Source organism: Microbulbifer sp. ABM4_008 (genome assembly GCF_056311705.1).
The window spans coordinates 2,818,314-2,844,576 of record NZ_CM149970.1 but is presented as its reverse complement, the minus strand read 5'-3'; the positions used below and the strand labels follow the sequence as shown (position 1 = coordinate 2,844,576).

The window sequence follows — 26,263 nt, the reverse complement described above, 5'->3', positions numbered from 1 at the left end:
CTAAAATAAGGTGGATACATTGGATGTTTGTATCCACCTTATTTTTTCTAGAAATTATCTTGTTGTCTTACCTGGTTCCAACTGGCCCCTAAGTCTGTCGATTCATAGAAATCACCATTGGCACCATCGCAGGAAACTAATAAACGATCGGCAACCAGAGGAACTATAGATGTACAGTAATCTGTAGGTGGTTTATTGTCTGTAGATATCCAGCTTTTTCCGCCATCCGTTGTTGTTAAGATTCTGTTTTCTGTTTCACGACCCCTACCAGAAAAGTTACTTTGTGAAAAACCAACAATCGCAACGGCTTCATTGTCAGTTGAGAACCAGGGAACGGATCGAAATGTGAAATTTCTATTTATACAGCGATTTCTGGAAGATTTGCTCTCTTTACATTCTTTAATATACGTAGTTATTTTATCCTGGTTGCCATTTTTATCAATTTTGTAATAGGTTGGCTTTCCTGTCCAGGACCAGAAGCCAGCTTCCTCGACACCTAACTGAACTGCGCCTGCGTCAATAATTGCATTTAGGTCAAAATCATCTACTGTTTTTTCGATCATCCAACTTTCAGGATCATAGATGAAGATTTCGCTATTGATTGGCGAAAATATAATACTTCCATACGTTGATTGCTCACGGACAGTTATGTAATTCTGGCCGTTGAATTCAAAAATAGTTGTATTGTATATATGTTGGTCACTCTTGGTGTGGGCTTTCATTTCCCCTATTTTTACTTCCGCAATATGCTTCCATCCTTGACCTGATCTTGAGGAGTATTGATTCAAAAGTTTCCACTTTACTTGTGAATTTGCTACTACTCCCCTATAAATATTCACTTCAAAGTCGCGAGTAACTAGAAGTTCTATCTCTCCTGTATCTAGAAGTTTCAGGTTTTCAATGTGAGTATTATGCTCCAATGATATGTCTAGCCAATCCCCTTTAGCAGAGCGCCAGAATAGGGCGCCTTCACTCCCCCCGACTACTAGATCACCATGATTGTTTTGTGCGATAGCCGTTAATTCATGATTGGTGTCAACAGCATCAAGCTCCCAGTCCCCGTCGGGGGTACGTTTCATAAACACGCCGACCTTTCCAAGAAAGTAGATGGAATTATCAGGAGAAATATACTCTTCGCTGTATGTCAGGGGGTTCTGTGCAATGGATATATAAGCTGACTCTCGCTCTTCATCATTTTCATCGATATGCCACCCGTTGATTGATTGAGGATCGTATTTTATGAATGGAAAGTGCTTTGCAATTACCTCTCCTTCTTTTGATTCAGGCGCGCGAATCAAAAGGTCAAGGTATCTATCACCTTGTGGCTTTGGATAATAGATCAAAGTACCAAGATCAGTGACCTCACCCTGCGTAACTGAAAAGGTCCCCAGCTTCTCATCTGCACTTACGAAACGGCTGTACCATCCATTACCGTTTGAATAGAACGCCCGAATGCTACTAATAGAGTAATTCCCTGGTTTGACAGAAGAGGCAAATACCGTTGTACCATTTAGCTTTGGTCGATCCGCAAGGAGACGTTCGGGTTTTATAGATTTAGACTCATTCAAGTTTTCCGGGTTAATTGTGAGTTGATTAAACGGCAGGGCAACTCCAGAGGCATTAATGATTCGAGCGACAACAATTCCATCTTGTTCGCTAATAGGGGCGTCTTCTTTTAATGTTGGTAGCATATTAACTTGCCCCGCACAACCTTGTAGAAATAATAAACAGACCGCTAAAAGAAGTGGGCAAGACTTAACGAACCTGAGAGGGTTCATCCCTGACATATTATTCTCCATAATTTGGACCAAAGCCTGCCAATTGTATTGCATTTGGCTCTGAGATAGTATTCAAAACGTTGTCACTCATTTATAAGTAAACATATGGAAGTGTTATTTTGACACTAAATTTTAGAAGCGTGATGCCGGTAGGCTATCAGGTAAGTGGAGTAGATACTCTTCTTAAAGGCATAATATTTGCGGCAATCCTTGTGTCTGAATCAGTAATTGCTCGGACGCTGTCATTGGTACCCTATGATAGTCCGCCTGAGTTAGAGGGCGGGCGTGGGTATGTTTTGGTAAAGCTCGATGTAGGAGGTACTGCGCCCTCAATTGAGTTTGCTAAGATGTACGCTAATGGAAATAAATACCTGCTGAGTGGGCAAAAATATAAACTGCGAAAGAAAGGTCGTTATAAAGTCAGCCTTAAGGATAAGTCCGAAGGCTTTTACCTGATGACAGTCCCTGCTGGCCTGTACCAAATTACCCAAATAAATGCACCTTACTTCAATCTTCCCTACAAACTAGATACTGCTAAGCGGCGCACATGGCGTTTTCATGTGGAAGCTGGAAAAACAAATTATATTGGCAGCTTGTTTATAGGTAAGCAAAGAAAGTCAGATACGGTAGAGGTCTATTTCAAAAATCGAATAGCAACAGATTTAGATGGAGTTCAAGAAGCCTTAAACTCATTAACTGAGTTGTATCCTCTGGTATCTGGTGCGGGAGTGCAAGATGAATTCTTGCAAAGTTGGTTAAGTCCTCTGGAGACAAATCAATGATTGTTTTTTTTCGAGGGGCTTTATTGGTTTTGTTATGCATTCTGGTGAAAATTGGTCCAGTAGTAGCAATGCCAGCAGAAAGCTACTTTAAATCGGTTGATACTATAACAGCACAGGTTAGTCCAGATGGAAGGTTGGTAGCGTCCATTAAGCAGAGTGACGCTAGTCAAAAGTTAGATATTTGGAGTCGTAAAGATGGATCTAGTCATACCCTAATTGATCTCGAAACATTGACTTCCAGGGATGCATCAATTCAATTTATCCGTTGGGTTGGCCCAAAGTATCTTGTTGCCCAGTTTAAGGAAGTCAAGAAGGGTGTTAAAAATTTACTAGATACCAAGCCAGCTTATCGACTATTAGTGCTTGATGTATCAGGCTCCGAAGGCCAGCTTCCAGAAATATTTGAGGTAAAAACGCCGGGTTGGTTGGTCCATGCGTTGCCAAACAGGCCGGGCCATTTTCTGTATGCAAAAAGTGGGATTTACTCCAAGGTATACAGTATTGACGTACCTAAGCTTAACCGATTTAAACAGAAAGCAAGTAAACTTTTACGAAAAGATGGAGGCCAGTTTACAGTTCAGAATGAAGTGGCCTCAGTTGAAGGGTATGCGATACGCTGGTTTTTTGATCCATCAGGCCAGCCAAAGTCAGTTTTGTTTTTCAATGACAGCAAGCTTCATCTGAGTAAAGTTGTTGATGGACACTCTGTCGGCCCAATAAAGAGTTGGTCTGAAGAAGAGTTGGAAGAGGAGCCCGCCCCCGGAGCAGAGCATGGAATCCTTATACCGGTATCTATAAGTCCGGAGTCTGGAACTTACTTTTGTTTAGATACTAATTCGGAGAAAGATCGGGTAGTTTACCGCTGCAATTTCACTAGTGGAGAACAGGGCATAGCTTATCGATCTGATAGCTACGATATTATCGATCTGGTAATAGAGCAATCGACAGGGGAGTTGATTGGTGTAAAAGTCGTTCATAATGGACGGTTAGAATATCAATACATTGATGAGGATAGACAAGAAAAAAATGGCATGGCGAGTCTACTAAAAACAACAGTAGGAAGAAGCCTCGATAGTACTATAGAGCTTTACTATAGTGAGAGCCACGGCCAGCCAGGACGTTATTTCATTAGCAGGAAAAACCAGAAAATTGACCAGCTAGTGGCCTCAAAACTTCCACATTTAAATGATCAGCTTGAGAGTCGCCAATACCACGACCAGGTTAAAGTGGAGGGATTGGATATTCCCTATATATTGACCATGCCAAAAGGTAACGGGCCATTCCCTCTTATAGTTATGCCACATGGTGGCCCTCTTGGCGTTTTTGACCATCAGTATTTTGACTACTATACACAGTTCTTTGTGGCGAATAATTATGCCGTTTTAAGGGTGAACTATCGAGGATCGAGTGGTTATTCAACTGAGCTGGAGGAAGCGGGTGTTCAGCAGTGGGGTAACTTAATGCTTGAAGATATATTTCAAGCAACAAAGGTGGTAAGTGACCGAAGCGATATTTTGTCTTCGGAAATTTGTTCTGTTGGAATGAGTTATGGTGGATATGCTGCACTAATGATGGCTATCAAACACCAGCAATTGTTCCGCTGTGCAGTCAGTGTGGCCGGTGTCACAGATGTTAACCTCTACCTGAACTCACCCTATGCAACTGAGGCTCAAAGCAAGTGGATGCAGGAGAATGTTGGAGATACTGTTAAAGACTATGGCAAACTGAAGGACATTTCACCGGTATATCTGGCACAAAACCTCCAAAGGCCTGTATTTATTATTCATGGTGAGAAGGATGAAACTGTTGATGTTGAACATATGTACCGCATGAATATGATGTTAAGTAAGTTTGATAAGGACTATGAGTGGAAACTATATCCAGATATGGCTCATGGCCCTACTGATAGTGAGCACCATAGAGCTATTTTTGGGTCGATCATCAGTTTCCTTAAAAAGAACATGTAGGTTTCTGGGATTATGGAGGCTCGGAGTAATTTCATAGCAGTATTTGTGGGATTACTTAGAGCCATCTATTACCCAATTAGAGAGCTAGCTGAGACTTTAATACTCTCCTTTAAGATGGAAAGAAAACTGCGAGATACTGGGATAAGTGTATCTGTTCCGGAAAGTCGGACAAAATGGCGTCGTGACTGTAACTTTAATTCAAGGATTCTATGGCTGTTAATGATGTAGCTTCGATGTAATCGGTAAAAAGTTTCCTTAGGTAGCTGCTCACTGAAACTGTCAAGTGTCATATCTGAAATAATGGTGTTTGTATTGTGAGATTTAACTCCTGTCTCGGTAAGGTGGATGCGACGATAACGACCGATACTGTCGATATAGTTAATTTGGTCGTATTCAAATATCTTCATTTGATTATAATCACTCAAAACCAATCGGTTTCCGCTTGTCGAAGACGTCTGTTGCCCTAAGGCATACATCTCTTGCCGTAATATCTTGCGAATGCTTTTCTTTATTAATTCTGGGTGAGCAGGCTTTGTCAAATAGTCAATTGCATTTGTGTCAAACGCACGTAGGGCATAGTGCTGATAGGCTGTTAGGAAGACAAGTTGATAGTTTATATGTTGAGTTGCATTAGCCACATCAAAGCCATTCACCTCTGGCATTTCAATGTCAAGGAATACGATATCAGGGCTTTTGGTTATGATCTGCTTTATCGCTGACTTTCCATCAGTTACTTGCGCCACAACTTTCAATTCATCGAAGGTGTTGATTACTTCTATTAGATTGGATCTTGCTGCAGGTTCATCATCGACAATAATTACTTTTTTAGTATTCATTTTCGCCATTTTCAACCTACGGGGTTATGGATGAATTTACTTGTGGGAAGCGAATTTTCAAACTTGCTCCTTCACCGCTTGAATTTAACTTAAGGGCGTGGTTGTCACTGAAGTTGACTCTTAATGTTTGAGTAAGAATACGCAATCCTTCACCATAAGTGATGTTCTTGTCATCAAAGCATGCCCCTGTATCCTGAACTTCCACTTCTATGTAGCTATTATTTAGTTCCACATTTACACTCACATGACCACTTTTGGCGTAGGGTGCAATACCGTACTTTATGGCATTTTCCACAGCTGGCATTAATAGTAATGAAGGTATATTCATTCCATTCAAATTTTGTGGACAGTCAATATCAAAGGTAAATCGATCCTCAAAGCGCTTTTGTTGCAGCAATAGGTATAACTCGATTAATCTTAGTTCTTCCTCAATAGTTATCCATTGGGTTTTGGTTAAGTTGATTGTGTCGCGCAATAAATCGGAAAGGCTGTAAATGAGCTCTTTAGCTTTTGATGGGTGCTGAATGACTTCTGATGCAATCAAATTTAGAGTGTTAAATAGAAAGTGAGGATTTGATTGCATTTTAAGTATTTGTAGCTCTGCCTGTTGTGCATGAAGCTGCGAGCGATAGAAGAAACTTTGCTGTTGAAATATATATATGGCAAAAATATAAACTGTGGATTCAAGTAGCATTATCGCCAATGGTAATATTTTAATATCAGGTACTTTGAAAGTTAATGGGGGTTCTACGATCGGTGCAATGCTTATAAATAGAAAAATGACTACAATTGGTCTAAGTAAGTAGGTGTGTTTTTCTTTTAATAATCGTAGAGGGCTGTTGGGAAGATTTTCAATAAAAATGAAAAGAAGGTGACATAAAATAAATGTTCCCCATATTTTAGCTGTAGCCAACAGGAAGAGGTGGGGGGTTAGTGACTCAAGTGAATAAAGTGTAGCAGAGACGATAAAGATATTCACCCATGGCCATATTAGAAGAAATATCCATGCTTGGATCTTATTTATTTTGCGAAATTCAAACAAGGTTCCTTGCCTATATTGCATTCAATATCGATTTTATATATCAAAATATCAACAGTGAATGATATAGGTAATCTCATATGAAAGAAACTTGCCATTTACTCCATTGAGCTTGAAATATGCACCGTTCATACAAAACATTCTCGATTGCAAGAAAATTTTTAAGTGTCTAAGCATAAGTTTATGTATCTCTGGTTTTTAAATTGGCGGAAGTTAGTCATGTGCTTTTTTATAGAGTTTTCCCTGTTTAATTAATGGTAAAACTTCCAACAGTTCTGGTCGTGCGGAGATTTTCACCATCCGCACAATTCTGTCATAGGTAGATGCTCTGATGGTGATATGAATATCCTCTCCAGTTAAAGGAATTTTTATTTAATGTAAAAGGAAGGTTTATATTATGAATTATTCTTTTGTCTCTATATCTAAAACTCCCCAATATATCTCTCTATTCCGGTGTCTGTTCGGTATCTGCTTTTTGGGTTCCCTATTGGTTGCTTGTGACTCGGATGACTCTGAAGATGTCTCAGGGACAGAGATTCCCTTAGTTACAGGCCCAAATAGCGATGCTTGTAAATTGTCTGAAAATGAAATACATGCAACCGCTACGGGTTTGGAATATATTGTTACTCCCGATGCCTGTTTTGACTCCCTTTCAGGATATGAGTTTGAGCCAAGTTACGTAGAAATTGACGGCTTAAATATGCATTACGTGGATGTTGGGCCTGATAATGGCGAAGTTATACTGTTACTACATGGCCAACCCAGCTGGTCCTATTTATACCGAAAAATGATCCCGATCCTTGCTGATGCCGGTTACCGAGTGATTGCACCAGATCATATTGGAATGGGAAGGTCAGACAAACCGATAGACGTCACTGTACATCAGTATGAACAGCATGTTGCTTGGAATAAGGCATTTATTAATAAATTGCAATTAACTGATATCAACCTTTTCGTACAGGACTGGGGCAGTCTTATCGGTCTTCGTATTGCGGGTGATATGCCACAAGTTATCGCAAGGCTAGTTGTTGCAAATGGTGACCTTCCGGTGATTCCATTGGGGGGAAATCCTTATGTATACCCGACTTTTGAGATTGATGAATCACTGGGTGATGCAGAAACATTCTTTAGTTCAAAATCGACTGACAAGGTGGAGGGATTCCAACAGTGGATTAACTATGCCGCTAGTGTGACGGAATTAATTGCTGGAGATGTGGTACAAACATTGACTATTAATCTGCTAAGTGATGAGGAAGTAATTGCGTATAACGCCCCCTACCCAAATATTGAGTATAAAGCGGCAATACGAGCATTTCCTGCGATGATGGTAGGTATTGAAATGCAGAATTTTTCTGCCTGGAAAACACTTGGAGCTTTTCACAACCCTTTTATGTTTAATGCCGGTGAGTATGATATCAACTTGGGGAGTATTGAAACGCAACAGAAGTGGGTGGAGCATGTACCCGGTTCGGATGATGGTGATCATAGGCGCTTTGCTGCCGGCCACTTTATTCAAGACGATGTAGGCGAGGAATTGGCCATACACTTTTTAGATTTCTTGCGAAATACTACGATTGAGGAACCATTGCAAGCTGGCGGTCCACTCTTTAATTTTCGCTATTGTGAGATATTACTGTCTTATCTAGACGGAGCTGAGGAGTCAACAGAGATTTGGGGTACCCCGGGTGTTAATTTTTGTCCCCAAAATCAGTGGGATGCTATCAACTTCAGCGATATAGAAATTGAGTATGGTGCGCTTTTTGCAATCCCTAATGGGCCGCGTTTTTTTGTGGTGGATGAAATTTTAGGTGGCGATATTGTCTCACCCAGTCCAGATGATGAACACCGTTTTTTTGGTGACTTAGAAATGCGCTTATTGACTACCATGAATTATAGTTCTGATCTCGGAGAGAGTGTTTCCTATATTCCTGGACAAGTACTAAGGAATAATACTTGGTTGTTTTATGAAGGCCGTCGTGTTTATGAGCTAACTGATATCAATGGGCAGGTGTATATTATGCAATCATTTAGTCGTATTGAGGTCTCTGATCTTCAGTTTGACGATTTAAAAGACCTGGGAAGTCGCCTCAATCTGCCAGAAGGCTGGACATTTAGAAGTCGCATTCTAAGTGAGCCATTAGAAGTTTCCGCCATCGATGGTATTGCTGAGGTGGTACAAGACGACTTAGGTAATAGCTACCAGTTAGTGCCGTAATATAAATGAAGTAACATTCATCGGTGTTATAAGGAATTGCTGTTCTTTAAGAAGCCCATTTTTATTAAAGTGGGCTTCTTATGCATCGCCATACCCTTCAAGTGCATAGGTTAAGGGAGGTTTAGGTGGTTTCTATGTCAAGTTGCTAGCGCTTGTTATTTATGACTCTGCCAATTAAACGAGTTCCGCGCTCTATCTCTGGGATTTATCTATAAATATCCTCGCTTCGCCGATATTCCGCATTTGAGGTGTTGAAACTCATTTTGTTACAGTGCCTACTATAAAACAGGAAGTTGAAGTTTTCTTTGTAGAAACCTTTTTAATGAGTTTTATGTTGCGGTCTTATAAGAATGATTAATGTAAAAAGAGTGGGTTTAGGTGTATTGGTAGTTTCATCGGTCCTAATGGGATGCTCAGTTACTGATAACCAAACTGATGTGGCCGGTAGGGAAGCTATTGAAAACTCGGCGCTACTCCATGATCTAGCGGATCAATATGCCGAAGCTTATTTAGAAAACTTCCAGCCGTACGCTTACTTCTCAGATATGGAGCTGGACAGGCACAACCTTTTTTTAAGTAACTCCCCCAGTAACGCTGCCTCTCTAGCGGCATCTGAGGACAGAATACTCAATAGACTGGCAGAGATAGATCTTAATGGTCTAAAAAGTGATCAAGAGAAGGTATTCTACTTCAAACTGAAGGAGCGATTAGAGTCCAATGTTGGCCTAAGGGTGTGTAAGACTGAACTCTGGTCTGTTGATCATATGTTTGGGCCTCATATCATTCTTGGCTTTTTGTCCGAGGTTCAGCCGGTTGAAACAGCCCAAGAAAAGGCAGATGCGATTGAACGTTGGCTTGACGCGGCTCGTTACTATGAGCAAGAAATAGCCAATCTCCGCCGGGGGTTAGAGCAAGGTTACTCCGCACCTCAGAGTGTGGTTAAGCGAGTCATTCAGCAAGTTGATGGCTTGACCCAAGTACCTATCGATGAGCACCCGTTCTTGGGGTTAGCGAAGAAAGCTGGGGACCCTGAGTTTGAAGCTGCATTCAAGCAAGTGCTTTCAGATCACGTTATCCCCTCAATGGAGAATTACAAGAATTTTCTAGAGTCTGCCTATTTACCTGAAGCCAGAGCGGAGCTTGGTATCCATGCGATTCCTAATGGCCGTGAATGTTATATGGCTCAGTATCGTTCTTATACGACTTTGCAGAGAACACCTGAAGAAGTTTTTGAGTTGGGTTTAAGGGCTGTCAACTCAAACAAGAGCGAAGTGGTTCGCTTAGGCAAGGAGTTCTATCAAGTAGATTCCTATTCTGAGGCAGTGGCAAGGGCCAGTGAGGATAAAACTCAGAAATTTAATAGCGCTGATGAGATGCATCAGTTTTATGAGCGCCTGGTAGATAAGTCTAGAGATTTAACCGTTGACTTCTTCCATGAAATGCCTTTGATTGAAATGGAAGTAAAAGCTATCCCTGAGCATGAACAGGGTTCAGGTCGCAGCGCACACTATATTCCGGGCACCAAGGAGCGCAAGGCGAGATTTGGATATGATCCGACAACTTACAAGGATGAGTCTTACGCTTCTGCAGAGAAGGTTACTATCCACGAAGGGTACCCGGGCCATCATATGCAAATTGCTCTCGTACAAGAGCAAGAAAAGTTTCACAAAATAGAAGATGCTTTGTCTAACTCTGCTTTTGCTGAAGGTTGGGGTAGGTACTCTGAACATCTAGCGGAAGAAGCGGGAATGTATCAGTATGGGTCAACCAAGATCCTAAGGAGAGCATGGCCTGCGCGAGGTATGGTAGCGGACACCGCAATGCATGTACTCGGTTGGAGTGATGAAAAGGTTGCGGAGTTTTTGCAGGATTCTGGCGCTTCATTTGCAAAAGGCCCGAGGACTCTGATGGACCGAATGGCGGTTATGCCTGCGCAGCTTACCTCTTATGATTCTGGTGCCCTCGAGATTTTCGCCTTGCGAGAACTGATGCAAAATGAACTTGGAGAAGACTTCGATATTAAGGACTTCCATGAAATCATTCTGAGAAATGGCAATGTTCCTATGGCCGTACTAAGTGAGCAGGTAAGGGATTTCATTCAGGATAAGAAGCAAGGGTAGCTGCGTTTAAGTCTGATCTCGGGCTCGTGTTATTGCGAGCCTGAGCTACACAGTTGGGTGCCAATTAATTTTTGACTAAGTGTCAGCGCTATATAAGTTGGGTTCCCGAATTGGGCTATGTTTAATTTTTTTACTATAGTGGTTTTTTCCTTCCCAGTTACGATTTTAATCAGTCACCTAAAGTTATCTGATCTGATTAAGTACCAATTTGAGAGGTACCATGAAAAATGGCTTAGGGATGGAAGTCCGATGGCTTTGTTTTTCAAACCGAGGGGTTCTTCCTCGTATGCCTTTCATGCTGTATGTAACAGGTTGGCTCGAGGGGAGAGGCCGGATTGGATCTTTGGTGATCCTTATGCAGAAATACTATTTGGGAAAGTGAATTTTTGGGATGAATTTTCTAAATATCACACAATTCTCTTCACTATCTCTATATTTTTATTCCTCTAGTAGTTGTTAAGATGGTTATAAAGTGGGTAGTTAATTGTTCTCTTAAGAAGTTGCTGCTGCTTGAGTCAAAGTAACTACCCCAAATAAAGCTTCGTAATTATTAATATGAATGTTTTCAGGGGGTCTTACACTTACTAAATCCCCATTTGCCTGGACGCTAGATCCCGCATTATTTCTTCAGATCCGCCACCAATCGCATTCACCCGCACTTCACGATATATACGCTCAACACGGCTGCCGCGCATATAGCCTGCGCCGCCCAACACCTGCATAGCCTCCCGAGCGCAGAACTCAAGGGTTTCTGTGGCTTGGACTTTGAGTAGTGCGATATCCGCTACTTTGAGCTGATGTTGTTGCTCTGCCCAGGCACAGAGGTCCAGATAGGCTTGGGTGGCATTGATGCGTTGAAGCATCTGGGCAAATTTGTGTCGAATCACCTGGTGATTGGCGAGACGCTTTCCGAAAGTTTGGCGCTCCTGGGCCCACTCAATGGCATCCTGCAAGCAGACCCGGCTGAATTCTACACAGGAAGCGGCAATGCCCAGGCGCTCGCGATTGAAGTTGTGCACTATGGGCAAGAAACCTTGGTTCTCACCGCCAATTAGATTACTCGCGGGCACGCGCACCTGATCAAAAAAGATACTGGCCGTATCAGAACACCACCAGCCCTGCTTTTTATCGAGAAGCTGCCTGCTAACGCCTTCGGCATCCGCAGAGATTAAGAGCAGGGAGATACCGCCGAAGCCTTCCTCGCCAGTGCGCACCGCAGTAGTAAACCAGTTAGCGCGCATACCGCCGGTGATATAGGTCTTTTCGCCGGTAACGATATAGTCATCCCCATCACGCTCTGCGCGGCACTGGAGATTGGCTACATCGGAGCCTGCGCCTGGTTCGGTAACAGCCAGGGAAATATGCTTTTCGCCACGTAATACCGAGGGAATAACCTGATCTTTTAGGGCCTCGCTGCCATAGTGCAGTAATGGGGGCAGGGCAATGCCGTGGACCATCAGGCTGGCGTAGAGGCCACCAGCGCCGGGGCGGGCTAACTCCTCTGCGGCAACAATCATATGGAAGACATCGGTTTCGATGCCGCCGTAGTTTTCCGGGTAACTCATCTGTAGAAGGCCAACTTCTGCGGCTTTTTTCCAAAGCTCGGCGGGTAGTTGGCCATCTTCGTCCCATTGAGTGATGTAGGGAGTAATCTCGCGGTCGACAAAGCGGCGCAACTGGGTGCGCCATTCCTGATGGCCTTCGTCATAGAAGGGGCTTGCCATACGGGAGGCATCAATATCGTACATGCTGATTTCCTTTAGGAAGTAGCGTCGCTGGGGATTTTGGCGGTTTCCGTGGGAGCGGCTTCGATCTGAACTAACAGCTGGCCACCGCGTACCTGGTCTCCTTCACAGGCGCCCAGTTTAATTACGGTACCGTCACGGTCTGCGCGCAGGGCGTGCTCCATTTTCATGGCTTCCATTAAGGCGATAGTGTCTCCCCGCTGAACTCTTTGATTGGGCTCAACCAATACCTGCACCAGGCAACCGTCCATAGGGGCCGTGATGCGGCCACTGCCTTCGTTAAGGCTCGATTTGGCCGGTGCGTGGGTGATATCGACAAAATGAAATTGCTTGCCGTCTAACAGGAGATGCAGATTGCTATGGTTGGCTAGAAACAGTCTCTTTTGGCTAACGCCATCCAGCAGAAGTTCAGCGCTATAAACTCCAGTTTCTTTTTGTGATTTCTCAAAATGGACCCACTGAATCAGGAACTGCTGGTCGCCTACTGAGATTTGATAAGAATTATCTACTAACGCCAGCAGCTCACAGTTTAGGGTTTGTCCTGCAATTTCCAGTCGGTAGTTGATCGGCACGCTGTTGTCACCACTGCGCCAGTCACTGCGGCCGCTACGCCGATCCTGAGGGTTGGCTTGGTGCAAATGATTAAGTAATGCGGCTTGGGCTGCAATTACTGCTGGAACTGGTTCTGCGGATGTCAGCGTGCTGTTTTGGTCGAGAAAACTGGTATCGGCATCGCCAGCGATAAACTGTGATTCGGCCAGGATCTTCTGCAGGAAATGGATATTGTTTTTGGGGCCGATAAATTCCAGCCGGGTCAGGGCTTGGGTTAGCTTGCGCCGAGCTTCTTCTCGATCTTGCCCCCAGGCAATTAATTTGCCGAGCATGGGGTCGTAAAATGGCGTAATTTCACAACCATTTTTCAAAGCGTGGTCGATACGGATTCCTTGTCCCTTTGGCGCTACCCAGTGGAGTACTTTTCCGGCCTGGGGCAGGAATTGTTGTTCCGGGTCTTCGGCATACAGGCGGACTTCAATGGCGTGCCCCTGCTGGGTGACTCTCTGCTGGGAAACGCACAGGGCTTCGCCGCGTGCTACTGCCAGTTGCCAAGCTACCAGGTCAAAACCGGTTACCATTTCTGTTACCGGGTGCTCTACTTGCAACCGGGTGTTCATTTCCAGGAAATAGAATTCGCCGTTGGGGCAGAGTAGAAACTCTACGGTGCCCGCGCCTAGATAACCACAGGCTCGCGCGGCGTCGACTGCGGCTTGCCCCATTCTTTCCCGCAGCTGGGTGTCGACCGCTGGGGAAGGGCACTCTTCGACCACTTTTTGATGGCGTCGCTGTACGGAGCAATCCCGCTCCCCCAGGTGAATACAGTTGCCATGACGATCCGCAAATACCTGGATTTCGATATGGCGAGCGTTGACCAGTGCCTTTTCCAGAATTAACTCGTCGCTGCCGAATGCACTCATGGATTCACTGCGGGCGGCGCGCAACTGGGAGGCCAGCTCGTTGTCTCCGTGAGCCAGGCGCATGCCGCGCCCACCACCGCCTGCGGCAGCTTTGATCATTAACGGGAAGCCAATGCGCCGCGCCTCGGCAACCAGGGTGTCGTCGTCCTGGGCACCCTGGAAGCCGGGAATACAGGGTACGCCGGCAGCGGCAACAAACTCCTTGGCTTTGCGTTTGTTGCCCATCAGTTCTATGACTTCGGCACTCGGGCCAACAAAACTCAGTCCATTCTCTTCGCAAGCGCTGGCAAATTCCGCATTCTCAGCGAGAAAGCCGTAGCCAGGGTGGACGGCAGTGGCTCCGGATTTTTTAGCTGCGGCGAGAATTTTTTGGATATCCAGATAGGACTCCGCCGAAGTCTGCCCGCCAATGGCTACGGCGATATCGGCAGTCTGTGCGTGAAGTGCATCGCAGTCCGCATCGCTGTAGACGGCGACTGTGCGATAGCCTTCCGCCCGAGCAGTTCGCATAATTCGCAGTGCGATCTCGCCTCGATTGGCGATTAACAGGGTCTCTGTTGTCGACATCAGTGCTGCCACTCCGGTGATCGTTTTTCCAGAAATGCACGGGCGCCTTCCCGCCCTTCATGGCCTTGAATTGCACGGGAAAACTGCTGCGCAGCGCCGTCGAGCAGTTGGCCGAGGGCAGTCTCATCGCTTACCCGTGCAGCATCCAGCAAGATCTGCTTGGTCGTTGCCAGGGCGCCGGGAGCGCAGGCATTGATCGCGCCCAAGTGTTCCTGCAGCGCGCCTTCGAGGGCTTCGGAATTATCGAGCAACTGGTGGATTAACCCAATTTCCAAGGCCTGCTGTGCATTGACTTTTGCTCCGCTGAGGGCCAGGCGCCGGGCCTGGGAGAGGCCGACCCGAGCCACGACAAAGGGTGCAATTTGTGCAGGCGGTAAACCCAGGCGGGTTTCCGGAAGGGCAAAGCGGCAACTGCGATCGGCGATAGCAATATCGGCACTGCAAGCGAGCCCGAAACCACCGCCCATTACGGCACCTTCCAGTACGGCAATGACTATTAAAGGGGTGCGATTAAATCGTTCCATCAGTTCACCGAAACGACGGTTTAGGTGAAAAAATACATCACTATTTCCATCGCTCGCGCCCTGTTGAGCATTGAGCATATCGGCAATATCGCCACCGGCGCAGAAGTTGTGTTCTGCACCCCGCAGTACCAACGCTCGCACCTGCGGATCTTCTTCCGCTTCTGCGAGTTTTTGCAGAAGCTCATCTACCATTTGCAAACTGATGGCGTTGCGCTGTTGCGGGCGATTTAGCGTGAGATGGCGGGCGATGCCGATGGTTTCATCAATAATTGTCTCCATGGCCTGACCTCACGCGGTGGGTTTGCGTTTGCTGGGCAGTATGCCCATCAGCTTACAGATAATGCCGAGCATTACTTCATCTGCACCGCCGCCGATAGCGGTGAGACGGCTATCCCGGTATGCGCGATTGATTACAGTCTCCTCGATATAGCCCATGCCACCCCAGAACTGCAGGCACTGATCGGGAATAGAGCGGGACAGGCGACCAGCCTTGAGCTTGGCCATTGAAGCAAGGGTAGTGACATCTTCACCTGCCACATAAGCTTCCACCGCGCGCCAGGTTAGAGAGCGCAGGCACTCCACTTCGGTCTGCATTTCTGCGAGGGCAAAGTGGATAGTTTGATTGTCGATCAATGGCGCTTTAAAGGCATGACGTTCGCGCACATAGTCGATGGTGCTGGTTACACAGTGCTCCAGGCCTTTTAAGTTCAGCGCGGCGCCGGCGAGGCGTTCTTCCTGGAACTGAAGCATCTGCAATAGGAATCCGGCACCTTCATCGCCGATACGGAAATGTTTGGGCACCCGTACATTGTCAAAAAAGATGGGAGCGGTTTCCGATGAGCGCATGCCTAATTTGTCGAGTTTTTCGCCGATGCGCACACCAGGCGTTTTCGCCGGAATAATGACCAGGGATTTGTTGCTATGGGCTTTGCCCTCACTGGTATTGACCAGGGTGCAGAAAAAATCGGCGCAGGGGGCGTTGGTGATCCACATCTTGCTGCCGTTAATCACATAGTCGTCGCCATCGCTCTTGGCGGTGGTCTTAATCGAAGCAACATCGGAACCGGCGCCGGGTTCGGAAACGGCAATTGCACCGATCATCTCGCCACTCACAGCGGGAATCAGGAACTGCTCTTTCAGATCCTGGCTGCCAAAATTAGCCAGAGCCGGGGTGCACATGGAGGTTTGCACTGAAATTGACAGGGGTACGCCGCCACAGTGGGCGCTGCCCAGCTCTTCCAGGAAAACGGTTTCGTAACTGAAGTCGAGGCCCAGACCACCGAAGTCCGTGGACTTGCTGATGCCCAGCAGGCCCAGGTTGGCCAGTTGTTGGAAAATTTCGTGGATAGGAAAGCGGCCGGCCTTTTCCCATTCCGCCACATTGGGATTGATTTCCTGCTGTACAAAGTTTTGTACAGTGCGCTGCAGTTCCCGGTGTTGATCGCTAAATATCATTATTGTTTTCCCTGCCTTGAAGTGTGAACCCGGTGATTGTGTTAATGGGCAACCGCACTTCCTTGTTGCCCCGGTTTTTCGTTAGAACCTAGCTACGCCAAAGGTATTTTTATTGAGTTTTCTCTGCTCGGCCTCATTGCAAATTTCTAGCAACATACCTAAAAGTTTGCGTGTATCGCGGGGATCGATAATGCCGTCATCCCAGAGGCGTGCACTGCAGGCGAGAGCATCGGAATTGCCATGCATAAATGCGCTGGTGTCATTTTCCAATTTGTCCAATACAGTCTCATCCACATTGCCACTGCGTTGCATTTTTTGCTCGGTGACGATGCGCATTACCTTGCCGGCCTGGGCTGCGCCCATAACTGCGGTGCGGGAATTGGGCCAGGCAAAAATAAAGCGGGGATCGAATCCGCGACCGCACATGGCGTAGTTGCCGGCCCCATAGGAACCGCCCACGACAATACTGAGTTTTGGTACGCTGGCATTGGCCACGGCCTGAATCATTTTGGCCCCGTGCTTGATGATGCCGTTGCGCTCCACCTCGGTACCCACCATAAAGCCGGTGGTGTTATGTAAAAACAGCAGTGGCGTGCCACTCTGTTCGCACAACTGAATAAACTGCGCGGCCTTGTTGGCGCCCTTGGGGGTGATGGGGCCATTATTCCCAATAATTCCCACAGGGAAGCCTTCGATACGAATATGGCCACATACGGTTTGTCGATCGAATTCCGGCTTGAAATCCAACATGGCAGAGCCGTCGGCTAGACGAGCGAGAATTTCGCGCACGTCGTAGGGCTTTTTACTATCTGCTGGAATCAGACCGAGCAGGTCGTCGATAGGGTGCAATGGGTCTCGGTAGTCTTTTTGTACTGAGCTTTTAATGGGGGAGGGTAGGGCGGCAATAATTTCCCTCGCTATGCGGATACCATCGGCGTCGTTCTCAGCTAAGTAATCGCCACTGCCGGATTCGGTACAGTGCATTTCCGCTCCGCCGAGGCTTTCCGCATCGGCAATTTCACCGGTGGCTGCTTTCAGTAGCGGCGGCCCAGCCAGATACATACCGGTTTGCCCGCGTACCATGACCACATAATCTGACAGGCCTGGCTGGTAAGCACCGCCGGCAGTAGCGCTGCCATGTACCACGGTTACTTGCGGAATACCGGCAGCGGACATTCGAGCCTGGTTAGCAAATCCGCGTCCACCGGGAGCGAAAGTGTCGCTGGCATACATCAGGTTGGCACCACCACTTTGTGCCAGGGCGACAATCGGCAAATGATTCTCCAGAGCGATCCTCTGCATTCGCAGGGCTTTATCCATCCCGGCTGGTGAGATGGTGCCACCTTTTACGGCATAGTTATCCACCCGAACCATGCAACGTTGTCCGCTGACCTGGCCAATGCCACAAATGGCTCCGCCACCCGCACCGGTACCATCCTGGTCGTCAAAAAGTTTATAGCCGGCAAGGGAGCACAACTCTACAAAAGGCGCGCCGGGGTCGAGCAATAAATTAAGGCGCTCCCTTGGCAGCAGCCAGCCCCGGTCACGATAGCGCGCAGCCTTACTTTTCTCTGCCTGTACCGGACGTTGCTCAGCTTCACGAAAATGGTTGATCTGTTCCAGCATGGCAGCTTGGTTGTCATTGAACTCTGCCGAGCGGTTGTCGAGCTGGGAATCAATCGGCTGCATTAGAGCTTGCCCTCCGCTTCCAATTCTTCCACTACCTGCGGCCGGCGTTTGCGATGGAATCCGTTGAAGCGCTTAGAGTTACGGGCCGCCTGTGGCTGCCAAAGGGGAGAGTGATGTTTGAGACTCGAGCCACCATCGATACGCAGCGTTTGTCCAGTGATATAGCTGGCGGCATCGGAAAGCAGGAAGCACACGGCCCCACTAATTTCCGCTTCCTCTCCCAATCGATAGAGGGGAATACTGTCTCGGAAACCCGGTAATAGCTCGCGCAGGAATTTGGGGTCGTAAGTATCAAAGCCGCTGGAGAGAATATAGCCTGGCGCTACAGCATTAACTCGAACCCCAAAAGGTGCCCACTCTAAGGCGGAGGTTTCGGTAATATTTTCCATGCCTGCTCGAGCGGCACCGGAATGGCCCATCATTGGCATACCGCCGGCGTTATCTGCGGTGATATTTACGATACTGCCGCCGTGCTGTTTCATAGATTGAACAAAAACTTCTCGGGACATTAAAAAGCCACCGAGCAGGTTACTGCGTACAACAGCATCGAACCCTTTTGTGTTGATCTGCTCAAGGGGTGAGGGGAACTGGCCACCGGCATTGTTCACTAATCCGTGAATTTGGCCCCGGGCCTGGACTATTTGCCCCACTGTCTCCTGCACCCCTTCTTCATCGCGGATGTCCAGGCTGAATAAGCTGCACTCGCCAGCATCGTTGTTGATCTCGCCGGCAACCCTTTCCAGCTTGTCCAGTTTGCGCCCGATCAATACTACATGGGCGCCGAGGCTGGCCAATTCGTGGGCAATGCAGCGTCCAATACCGCTGCCGCCACCGGTGACGATATAGGTTTGCTCGCTAAAGCTGCCGGAGCGCAGCTGGCTTTGATAGCGCATGAAAGTTTCCTTTTTTACGGCCTTACGGCTTATTCAGTTTTTATTGTTCTTGTCGGCGCTTGCGCCTGCGTGTGGGAAAACGCAGAATAGCTTAACGCTACCAAGCAAGCGCTTGGTATTCAATACTTGGCGCCTATTTGATTAAAAATTCTCAGGGCCGTTAAGATGTTTGACTCAAATTGATCAATACGGGGAGTGGTTCGTGATTGAAAGTGGGCAGGATTTAGTGAGAGTTCCCGAAGAGTTATTGCCGCAGCAGCTGGTAGGTGCTTTGGTGGCAGAGGGAGTGCTAACAGATCCTGAATCTGCCCGTGGACGTTTGCTGAATGCTGCGGCGCGGTTGTTTGAGCAAAAAGGGTTTGCCCGGACAACAGTGCGGGATCTCGCTGCGGAAGTGGGTATTTTGTCTGGCAGTATTTTTCATCATTTCTCCAGTAAGGAGCAGATTCTCTGTGAAGTAATGCGGGAGGTGACGATATTTGCCGGTGCGCGAATGCGAACCGCGGCGGAACAGAGTCGAACACCGCAAGAGAGGCTTCAGGCCTGTATTCAGTGTGAATTAGAGGCTATTCATGGATTGGCAGTACCGGGTTTTTCTATCCTGGTGGTGGAGTGGAGAAGCCTATCCGAAGAGAGTCAGCAGGAGGTTTTGCGCCTAAGGGAGGAGTATGAGCAGATATGGCTGGACGCTATTAAGGCCGCCGAGTGTCCCGGTGGTGATCCCGCTCTGGTAAGGCGTTTGCTGGTTGGTGCCTTGAGTCACACATACAGTTGGTATAAGCCGAGAAATAAGGGGTTGTCTATTCCAGATCTGGCGGCGCGTGTTCTAGCGATATTCACTCCCTGATTTCTTCCTAAATTGGCAAAGCGTGCCAGAAAAACTGTGAACTTTGCCTTCTTTCCTGCCATTTTTGTTTTTGAACTGGCTTGGTGAGAACTGGTGCGCAACTGATTTTCTCTGAATCTTTTACTCTCCGCGCAAGATGTAATAAATGTGACAATTTGCGTCACTTGGTGACAGGAGAGGGAGATGGCGGGCCAGGATTTGTACCAGGTGGTTTCCACGGGAAGGACACTTCACGCCAAAGAACCGGGTCCGGTTATCCGGGATGTGGCGAAGTTGTTCTCTATCTCGGAGCCCCAGGCGCGCAGGCTGCTACTAAAAGGCTGGGTAATTAAAGATCGGTTGGTTTCTGACCAGGCGCTGGAGTTTCGCACCAGTCTGCAGAAAATTGGCCTGCGAGTGGAGGTTTGTCCGGCGGGACGGTTTGATAACCGCGAGCTGATTGCAAAGATAAAAGTCGCCCAGCGGCGCAAGGCCCAGGTCAATGCTGCATCGGTGGATGCGCCGGATAAGTCGCGCGCTGGTACTGACCCTTTTGTTCCTGTTAGCCAGAAAACTCTCGAAGCAGACGAGCCCCAGAAAGTCGTTTCATCCACTCCTGCCGCAGGCAATCCAGCAATAAAGCCGGAAGGCTCCCAGGATTCGGTTGAGTGGTATTTATCTGATGCAGGCCGATTACAGGCTGACAGTGTCACCAGTCAGGGCAAGGCAGTTTGGGGAGTGGTCAAAGCAGTAATCGTGCCTTCAATATTCTGGTTGGTACTGTTCGCTTGTGTTTTCTCCAGTGGATATGCCCTATGGCAAATCCCTATGGCTGTTTGGCAGGGAGAACTTACCTGGGTGGGGGTGTCGCTGAGTATTTTAACCGTACTTCTCGCCCTGCTTGTTGGTCTGCTGTTTGCCTGGCCATTTTTCTGCTTACCCTCCCGTTTGCGAGAATCATCGGAGCCCCGTCAGCTGTTGCCCTCTGAAGGTAAGGAGGCCTTGAAGTTAATTAACTCATTGGTCGATAAGTTAGGGCTGCCAAAGATCAGCCAGGTCTTTGTAAGTGCAGACTCCCATATTCTGTCCCAGCCGGGATTTCTCCAGGTTTTTAGGCAGAATTTACCACTTACGGTAGGGCTTGCCAGCGTCGCCTCATTGGACGGAAAGGAAGTCCTGGCACTCGTGGGTAGGGGGCTCGCCTTCTATCGCGGCCGTTTGCTCGGCGCACTTGGTTGGTTAACTTACGGCACTGTGCAGCGATTGGAATTGATGCAGTGGGCTTTTGAAAATGAGCGCAGTGTTGTTAGCCCGGAGAATGCCCCCGGATCACTGGCCGCGCCATTTCACCGTATGCTAGTGACTGGTGGATATATTTTGCTCCCTATCTTGCAGCGCCTGGAGGCACTGCATTGCCGCTTAACCGCAGGCAGCGCCGTAATGCTACAGGAGAGGGCTGACGGTGTTGCGGCGCAGATAATAGGTAGTGATGCTCTGGCAGACTTCGCCAGGAAGTGGCACCGGTTAGTGCACGCAGATCTTTTAGTGGCAGAAATTAATCGCGAAGCCCAGGCGCTGGGACGCAGTTGTGCAAATATTCCCGATGCCGTCCGCTGGATGCAGGAGAACCTGGATGTTGATACCTGCGATGTGGTTGAGGCTGCTATGACACAGGCCAGGGACCCCTGGGATATTCAGCAGGCGATCGACAGTGAATGTGTAACGGTGTTGATTGAGCGGGAATTTGTGGGGCAGGTTAGATCTGCGATACCCCTGCAATCCATGTTTGTGGACTTTGCCGGGCTGGCAACCGCTGTGACGTCTGAAGTTGCTGGCAAAGACTGTGAGATGGTCGAAAACCGACTTTTACTGAGTTCAAGTAAGGAGTCAGAGGAGTCTGCTGAGGTACTGGACGAGTATTTCAATCGCCTGGCGCCCTTGACCCTGATGCCTCTGCGCAGGCCATCCTCTGCGGAAATGCAGGCGCTGGATCTGCAGGGCACTATCGATTGGCTGCGCAGTAAATTGGTGGAGTTGCGTGAATTGCGTGGACGCCGGGAGGACTTGCAGATCAGGGTTTTTACAATGCAGCTGGGAGCGTCGCTGATACGCGGCAAAATCCCTTTTACCGCTGAAGACTTTTGCTTGAAGGGGGCCAGCCTTGCAGGAGCTCAAGAGCAGATCGCTGTTAAGCGCGCTGAACTGGAGGAGTCACATAAGCAATTACAGCAGATTTATGGTGTTTTCTATCAGCGCCTGTGTCTATCCCTGGTAACTATGCCCACGGATCAGCGTCAGACAGCCAGGAATCAGCTGCGCCATTTGGCCGCCTACGATAGCTTGGCACCGCATCTGGATCGGCTCGCCGGTTATAGCCACTCGCTGGCAATATTTGCCCAGCACCTATCAACAGAATTGAATGAAAGGGAGCTGCTGCAAAAATATACAGCGCTGTCTTTGCGAGAGATAGATGCCATAGTAGCGGCAGTGGAGAGTTCGGCTCTATTAAAAGAGCAAGGCGTGGCGGCGGCAATAAATTTGAAAGCTCAGGGGGAGCCTTTCAGGCAGCTGCCACAAGGGCGACAGGAAGTGCTGGATTCTCTGCAGGTTATGGAATCGCGTTGCAAACACATTCGCGCTGCGATTCTGGAGCACTATCATATCCAGCTAGCCGCCTTGCTGAGTCAGTGTTTGGAGCGGGAAAAGCAGTTGCAGTTAAAGCCACTGCGACTGCTTAAGGCCGGCTAACCGCCGGCCAGTTTTACCGTGTGGTTGCGAGATTCCAGGAATGTTTTGATCTCAGTACGCTTGTCACCCTGAATCTCAATCACCCCATCTTTGAGGGCGCCACCGCAGCCACAGCGCTTCTTGAGTTCTGCCAGAAGCAGCTTGAGTTCGCTGTCAGTGCCTGGCAGCCCGCGCACGCAAGTCACCCCTTTTCCTTTGCGGCCCTTGGTTTCCCTTTGGATTCGAACTATGCCATCTCCATCACGGCGCTTCTCTGTCCTGGATTCCTCTTTAATTCGACCGAGGTCAGTTGAATAGACGAGACGATTCTCCTTAGCCATGGCTGGGAATACTCCGTTGGTATTTGCTGAAAATGCCGGGAATTGTGCCCGAGGTGCGCAGGATGTCAAAGCCGCTGTAAACGATGTTGAAAATGGGGCGACCCCTGAAGCCTGAGAGGTTAGAATTTTGCCGCAATATGAAACAGCAGCGTAGTTGAGGTGATAGATGGCGTTGACGGGACGTCGCAAACTGCTCAATGAGGTAATTTTCGGAACCGAGACCCGGGCAGGGCGGAATTTTGATGTTTTTTTGATCTGGGCGATCCTGATCAGCGTGGGTTTGGTGCTCCTGACCTCCATAGGTACGGTGCGCGACCGCTATGAGCACTTACTCATCGGCCTGGAATGGGTATTTACTGGCCTCTTCACCATTGAATATATCGCCCGGATATATTGCACGGTGAATCGCCGCAAATATATTTTCAGTTTCTATGGGATTGTGGATCTGCTCGCAATTCTCCCCAGTTACTTGGCGCTTCTCTATACTGGCGCCACCTATCTTTTGGTGATTCGCCTGTTGAGGGTGCTGCGGATCTTCCGAATCCTGAAGCTGGTTCGCTATTTACGTGATGCCAACGTCTTGTTGCGAGCCCTCGGGCTGGCCCGGCGCAAAATCCTGGTGTTTTACTCCAGTGTTTTGGTTATGTGCATTATTTTTGGTTCCCTGATGTTTGTGGTGGAGGGGCCAGGCCACGGATTTACCAGTATTCCCACGAGTGTTTATTGGGCCATTGTGACCATCACAACCGTTGGTTATGGCGATATCTCTCCGCAAACGCCTTTGGGGCAGGGCATTGCTGCAATGACCATGCTGATTGGTTACTCAATTATTGCAGTGCCTACCGGCATTCTAACGGCGGAATTGGCTGGAGAAATGCATCGGGAGCGAGTGCAACAGCGCTGTGATAACTGCAGCCGTAGTGCCCATGACCCAGATGCGGAATACTGCAAATTCTGTGGCCATCGCCTGGAGGATATGGAAGAGAGCGAAGCGCTGTAAGTTATTCGCACTTTGTCACTGCCGGCCAAAACAGGGCCGGCAGCCATTTATCAGCTTATGGTTTTACCACTCATCCGGGACGCGGACGGCTATGACTTCTGCCTTGGCGCAGAGGCGTCCATTGCTGGTGAGATTGCAGTGCAGAACAGTTTTCTTGGAGGAGCGCTGAACAATAGTGGCTTCGAGAATGACTGGTTTATCGATGGCAGCCGGTGCCAGATAGCTAATATCCAGTTTGCCGGTGGCATACCAGATCTTGTCACCAGTGCCGACAGCTCGTCCGGCTTGCAGGTAACCATCGGCGATGGCTGTGCATACGGTATGGCAGTCGATAACCGTAGCGATAATTCCACCGTTTAAATATTGAGCAGGTCCAGCATTGTGATGGGAGCAGGGAAGGAACTCGCAGCGGGTTTGATCCTTCTCGGTCCAGTAGCTTTTAATACGCAGGCCCTGGTCATTGTCTGGGCCACAGCCGAAGCAATGATTGCCCTGGATCTGATCTTGAATTGCGCTTTCCTGAGTCATATTTATCCCTCGCTATGAGCGCGCAATACTACCGATTTGCGCCGCAGAGTGGAAGAAACTACCCTTGCGGGCTTGCAACAGAGTTATCCGAATTATCTGGACGTAAATACATGGACATATACGGTTTTTGTGCCCCTGGTTTAGAGGCTCTTTACGATGCTTTTGCCAGAAATTTTCGCGAGTGCGGTGATACAGGAGCGGCCTTTGCCGTGCGCCAGCATGGAGAATTAATCTGTTCCTTATGGGCGGGAAGTGCAGATCGGGGTGCAGAGAGGCCATTTACTGAAGACACATTGGCCAATGTTTTCTCGTCTTCCAAAGGCGTTCTTGCAGTTTTGGCGATGCAGCAAGTTGCCGCAGGCAAACTGGATTTGGATCGCCCGGTAGCGGATTATTGGCCTGAATTTGCCCCAGGCAAAGAAACTGTCACCGCACGCCAATTGCTGTGCCACCGCAGCGGACTTGTCGCTTTCCGTGAGCGGGTAAAAGACAGTTTGATTTACGATTGGCAGGCCGCTTGCGACCAGGTGGCTGGCAGCGAGCCTTGGTGGAAGCCCGGAAGTGCACAGGGTTACGCCCCATTTTTATACGGCTGGAGCGTGGGTGGATTAATTGAAAGGGTTGCCGAAAAACCCTTGTTGGAACTTTATCGGGAATTGCTAGCCAAACCCCTCAATCTTGATGGGGGCTTTGGGGCAAACGGACACCTCTCGCAGAGAATTGCCGATGTCAGCCCGCTGAAACAACCCTTACCAGAGCTTCGGGAAAATGCCATTGGCCGTGCCATAAAAGAAGACCGCAAAGGGCCTGTTGCGATGGCATTTAGCAACCCGGTGAGCTTGATGATGGGTACCAATAGCTCCGAGTGGCGCGGTGCTTTAATTCCTGCAGCCAATGGCCACTTTAGTGCAAGAGACCTGGCAGCGGTTTACGGTGAACTCACCTGTGACGAGCCGACTATTTTGCCCAAGCGGTTGATAGATGAAGCGGCAAAGGAGCAGAGTCATGGCCGCGATAAAGTATTGCAGGCTGAGGTGAGTTTTGGTTGTGGTTTTATTCGCAGCAGTTCCGCTGCGGACTTGTGCTTTGGGGGTAGCCAGGGCTTTGGACATCCGGGAGCGGGTGGTAGTGTCGGCTTTGCTGATCCGGAAAGAGGGCTGGGCTTCGGATACGTGACAACTCGTTTGGGGCAGAGCTTATTTATGGATCGTCGAGCGGTCGGTCTGGTAGATGTTCTTTACGGGTTGTTGTGATGACTGAAGAAATAAAGGCTCTGGTAGAGCGGGTCGATGAACTGGAGAGCCGTTTGGCTTTCCAGGAAGACACTATAAGCCAATTAAATGATGTGATTGCTCGTCAGGATACGGATATTCGCACTCTACTCGCACATATGCGCGAGTTGGGCGAAAAGTATCGGACGATTGCTTTTGAGATGCAGGGGGCCGGCAAGCCGCTGGATGAAAAACCTCCGCATTACTAATTCAGTGGTTACAAAAGGTTTTTATAGAAGTCCACAGGGGCTGGCATGAAAATCTTTTTTGTTACTAAGTGACAGACATAGAGGTATTCGCTGCCTCTTGGTGGCGACTTTAAAAACAAAAGCGTCTAAAAAAATTGCCTCAGTGGAGCGTGAGGCTATTGACAAACTTTTCCACATACGCTGTTGGTAAAATTTGCTCTCAAATAAGAAGATATCCACCGCTATTTGACGTCAAAGCAGATTTCTAACTTGTTGTTTTTAAAAGGAAAACTGAAGAGT

The 26,263-nt window shown here is 48.2% G+C and carries 20 protein-coding genes; 9 read left to right on the top strand and 11 right to left on the bottom strand.

What is annotated here, in order from left to right; translation table 11 throughout:
* Window positions 1-47 precede the first annotated feature (47 nt).
* Window positions 48-1,787: a WD40/YVTN/BNR-like repeat-containing protein gene (locus ACYX4J_RS12170; protein WP_476176700.1), complete on the bottom strand. Its 1,740-nt coding sequence runs from the start codon at window positions 1,785-1,787 to the stop codon at window positions 48-50.
* 110 nt (window positions 1,788-1,897) lie between these two features.
* On the opposite strand from ACYX4J_RS12170, the gene ACYX4J_RS12165 reads away from it, so the two are divergent.
* Both ACYX4J_RS12165 and ACYX4J_RS12160 read left to right on the top strand, forming a co-directional pair.
* Entirely contained in the window at window positions 1,898-2,560 is a 663-nt protein-coding gene (locus tag ACYX4J_RS12165) for a hypothetical protein (RefSeq protein ID WP_476176699.1), read from the top strand.
* Window positions 2,557-4,527, top strand: coding sequence for an alpha/beta hydrolase family protein (locus ACYX4J_RS12160; RefSeq protein ID WP_476176698.1), 1,971 nt, complete (start codon window positions 2,557-2,559; stop codon window positions 4,525-4,527). Before ACYX4J_RS12165 ends, ACYX4J_RS12160 begins: the two co-directional genes overlap by 4 nt.
* Window positions 4,528-4,595: 68 nt before the next feature.
* Here the strand turns inward: ACYX4J_RS12160 and ACYX4J_RS12155 are convergent, their stop codons facing one another.
* Together ACYX4J_RS12155 and ACYX4J_RS12150 are read right to left on the bottom strand one after the other, a co-directional pair.
* Window positions 4,596-5,372 carry a LytR/AlgR family response regulator transcription factor gene (locus ACYX4J_RS12155; RefSeq protein WP_444935656.1) on the bottom strand — a complete coding sequence of 259 codons (777 nt, stop codon included), beginning with the start codon at window positions 5,370-5,372 and terminating at the stop codon, window positions 4,596-4,598.
* Window positions 5,373-5,379: 7 nt separating this feature from the next.
* The gene (locus ACYX4J_RS12150) at window positions 5,380-6,405 is read right to left on the bottom strand and encodes a sensor histidine kinase (RefSeq protein ID WP_444916925.1); all 1,026 of its coding nucleotides are present in this window, start codon (window positions 6,403-6,405) and stop codon (window positions 5,380-5,382) included.
* Between the two features lie 394 nt (window positions 6,406-6,799).
* On the opposite strand from ACYX4J_RS12150, the gene ACYX4J_RS12145 reads away from it, so the two are divergent.
* Window positions 6,800-8,617, top strand: coding sequence for a haloalkane dehalogenase (locus tag ACYX4J_RS12145; RefSeq protein ID WP_476176697.1), 1,818 nt, complete (start codon window positions 6,800-6,802; stop codon window positions 8,615-8,617).
* Between the two features lie 350 nt (window positions 8,618-8,967).
* Entirely contained in the window at window positions 8,968-10,737 is a 1,770-nt protein-coding gene (locus ACYX4J_RS12140) for a DUF885 domain-containing protein (protein WP_476176696.1), read from the top strand.
* 584 nt (window positions 10,738-11,321) lie between these two features.
* On the opposite strand, the gene ACYX4J_RS12135 is transcribed toward ACYX4J_RS12140, so the two are convergent.
* The 6 genes from ACYX4J_RS12135 to ACYX4J_RS12110 all read right to left on the bottom strand — a co-directional run bounded on the left by ACYX4J_RS12135 (window position 11,322) and on the right by ACYX4J_RS12110 (window position 19,082).
* Window positions 11,322-12,485 (bottom strand): acyl-CoA dehydrogenase family protein, encoded by a 1,164-nt coding sequence (locus tag ACYX4J_RS12135; protein ID WP_476176695.1) that lies wholly within the window; start codon window positions 12,483-12,485, stop codon window positions 11,322-11,324.
* An 11-nt stretch (window positions 12,486-12,496) separates the two neighbouring features.
* The gene (locus ACYX4J_RS12130; RefSeq protein ID WP_445359804.1) at window positions 12,497-14,521 is read right to left on the bottom strand and encodes an acetyl/propionyl/methylcrotonyl-CoA carboxylase subunit alpha; all 2,025 of its coding nucleotides are present in this window, start codon (window positions 14,519-14,521) and stop codon (window positions 12,497-12,499) included.
* The gene (locus ACYX4J_RS12125; RefSeq protein ID WP_282933179.1) at window positions 14,521-15,324 is read right to left on the bottom strand and encodes an enoyl-CoA hydratase/isomerase family protein; all 804 of its coding nucleotides are present in this window, start codon (window positions 15,322-15,324) and stop codon (window positions 14,521-14,523) included. The genes ACYX4J_RS12130 and ACYX4J_RS12125 overlap by 1 nt, the downstream gene beginning before the upstream one ends.
* Window positions 15,325-15,333: 9 nt before the next feature.
* On the bottom strand, window positions 15,334-16,500 hold the full coding sequence (locus tag ACYX4J_RS12120; protein ID WP_413665474.1) for an acyl-CoA dehydrogenase family protein: 1,167 nt from the start codon (window positions 16,498-16,500) through the stop codon (window positions 15,334-15,336).
* Window positions 16,501-16,581: 81 nt separating this feature from the next.
* Window positions 16,582-18,189 carry an acyl-CoA carboxylase subunit beta gene (locus tag ACYX4J_RS12115; RefSeq protein WP_476176694.1) on the bottom strand — a complete coding sequence of 536 codons (1,608 nt, stop codon included), beginning with the start codon at window positions 18,187-18,189 and terminating at the stop codon, window positions 16,582-16,584.
* Entirely contained in the window at window positions 18,189-19,082 is an 894-nt protein-coding gene (locus tag ACYX4J_RS12110) for an SDR family oxidoreductase (RefSeq protein WP_444894137.1), read from the bottom strand. The genes ACYX4J_RS12115 and ACYX4J_RS12110 overlap by 1 nt, the downstream gene beginning before the upstream one ends.
* Before the next feature lie 202 nt (window positions 19,083-19,284).
* Between ACYX4J_RS12110 and ACYX4J_RS12105 the strand changes: the two genes are divergently transcribed.
* Window positions 19,285-19,929 carry a TetR/AcrR family transcriptional regulator gene (locus tag ACYX4J_RS12105; RefSeq protein WP_476176693.1) on the top strand — a complete coding sequence of 215 codons (645 nt, stop codon included), beginning with the start codon at window positions 19,285-19,287 and terminating at the stop codon, window positions 19,927-19,929.
* Between the two features lie 183 nt (window positions 19,930-20,112).
* A complete protein-coding gene (locus ACYX4J_RS12100; RefSeq protein ID WP_476176692.1) occupies window positions 20,113-22,656 on the top strand; it encodes a hypothetical protein in 2,544 nt (847 codons plus the stop codon).
* Here the strand turns inward: ACYX4J_RS12100 and yciH are convergent.
* Window positions 22,653-22,976 carry a stress response translation initiation inhibitor YciH gene (yciH, locus tag ACYX4J_RS12095; RefSeq protein WP_444932961.1) on the bottom strand — a complete coding sequence of 108 codons (324 nt, stop codon included), beginning with the start codon at window positions 22,974-22,976 and terminating at the stop codon, window positions 22,653-22,655. The two genes, ACYX4J_RS12100 and yciH, sit on opposite strands and share 4 nt — an antisense overlap.
* Window positions 22,977-23,142: 166 nt before the next feature.
* On the opposite strand from yciH, the gene ACYX4J_RS12090 reads away from it, so the two are divergent.
* Window positions 23,143-23,976: an ion transporter gene (locus ACYX4J_RS12090; protein ID WP_413665480.1), complete on the top strand. Its 834-nt coding sequence runs from the start codon at window positions 23,143-23,145 to the stop codon at window positions 23,974-23,976.
* Window positions 23,977-24,039: 63 nt separating this feature from the next.
* Here the strand turns inward: ACYX4J_RS12090 and ACYX4J_RS12085 are convergent, their stop codons facing one another.
* Entirely contained in the window at window positions 24,040-24,504 is a 465-nt protein-coding gene (locus ACYX4J_RS12085; protein WP_445358178.1) for a PaaI family thioesterase, read from the bottom strand.
* A 110-nt stretch (window positions 24,505-24,614) separates the two neighbouring features.
* Between ACYX4J_RS12085 and ACYX4J_RS12080 the strand changes: the two genes are divergently transcribed.
* Together ACYX4J_RS12080 and ACYX4J_RS12075 are read left to right on the top strand one after the other, a co-directional pair.
* Window positions 24,615-25,757, top strand: coding sequence for a serine hydrolase domain-containing protein (locus tag ACYX4J_RS12080; RefSeq protein ID WP_445359801.1), 1,143 nt, complete (start codon window positions 24,615-24,617; stop codon window positions 25,755-25,757).
* Window positions 25,757-25,984, top strand: coding sequence for a SlyX family protein (locus ACYX4J_RS12075; protein ID WP_444894132.1), 228 nt, complete (start codon window positions 25,757-25,759; stop codon window positions 25,982-25,984). The genes ACYX4J_RS12080 and ACYX4J_RS12075 overlap by 1 nt, the downstream gene beginning before the upstream one ends.
* The last annotated feature ends 279 nt before the right edge of the window (window positions 25,985-26,263 follow it).

Bases quoted from the DNA above. Each gene is read 5' to 3' on its own strand.
- ACYX4J_RS12110 (WP_444894137.1), bottom strand. From the start codon at position 19,082: ATGCGCTATCAAAGCCAGCTGCGCTCCGGCAGCTTTAGCGAGCAAACC.
- ACYX4J_RS12145 (WP_476176697.1), top strand. From the start codon at position 6,800: ATGAATTATTCTTTTGTCTCTATATCTAAAACTCCCCAATATATCTCT.
- ACYX4J_RS12140 (WP_476176696.1), top strand. From the start codon at position 8,968: ATGATTAATGTAAAAAGAGTGGGTTTAGGTGTATTGGTAGTTTCATCG.
- ACYX4J_RS12075 (WP_444894132.1), top strand. From the start codon at position 25,757: ATGACTGAAGAAATAAAGGCTCTGGTAGAGCGGGTCGATGAACTGGAG.
- ACYX4J_RS12125 (WP_282933179.1), bottom strand. From the start codon at position 15,324: ATGGAGACAATTATTGATGAAACCATCGGCATCGCCCGCCATCTCACG.
- ACYX4J_RS12170 (WP_476176700.1), bottom strand. From the start codon at position 1,787: ATGTCAGGGATGAACCCTCTCAGGTTCGTTAAGTCTTGCCCACTTCTT.
- ACYX4J_RS12080 (WP_445359801.1), top strand. From the start codon at position 24,615: ATGGACATATACGGTTTTTGTGCCCCTGGTTTAGAGGCTCTTTACGAT.
- ACYX4J_RS12135 (WP_476176695.1), bottom strand. From the start codon at position 12,485: ATGTACGATATTGATGCCTCCCGTATGGCAAGCCCCTTCTATGACGAA.
- ACYX4J_RS12155 (WP_444935656.1), bottom strand. From the start codon at position 5,372: ATGGCGAAAATGAATACTAAAAAAGTAATTATTGTCGATGATGAACCT.
- ACYX4J_RS12100 (WP_476176692.1), top strand. From the start codon at position 20,113: ATGGCGGGCCAGGATTTGTACCAGGTGGTTTCCACGGGAAGGACACTT.
- ACYX4J_RS12090 (WP_413665480.1), top strand. From the start codon at position 23,143: ATGGCGTTGACGGGACGTCGCAAACTGCTCAATGAGGTAATTTTCGGA.
- yciH (WP_444932961.1), bottom strand. From the start codon at position 22,976: ATGGCTAAGGAGAATCGTCTCGTCTATTCAACTGACCTCGGTCGAATT.
- ACYX4J_RS12085 (WP_445358178.1), bottom strand. From the start codon at position 24,504: ATGACTCAGGAAAGCGCAATTCAAGATCAGATCCAGGGCAATCATTGC.
- ACYX4J_RS12115 (WP_476176694.1), bottom strand. From the start codon at position 18,189: ATGCAGCCGATTGATTCCCAGCTCGACAACCGCTCGGCAGAGTTCAAT.
- ACYX4J_RS12130 (WP_445359804.1), bottom strand. From the start codon at position 14,521: ATGTCGACAACAGAGACCCTGTTAATCGCCAATCGAGGCGAGATCGCA.
- ACYX4J_RS12120 (WP_413665474.1), bottom strand. From the start codon at position 16,500: ATGATATTTAGCGATCAACACCGGGAACTGCAGCGCACTGTACAAAAC.
- ACYX4J_RS12160 (WP_476176698.1), top strand. From the start codon at position 2,557: ATGATTGTTTTTTTTCGAGGGGCTTTATTGGTTTTGTTATGCATTCTG.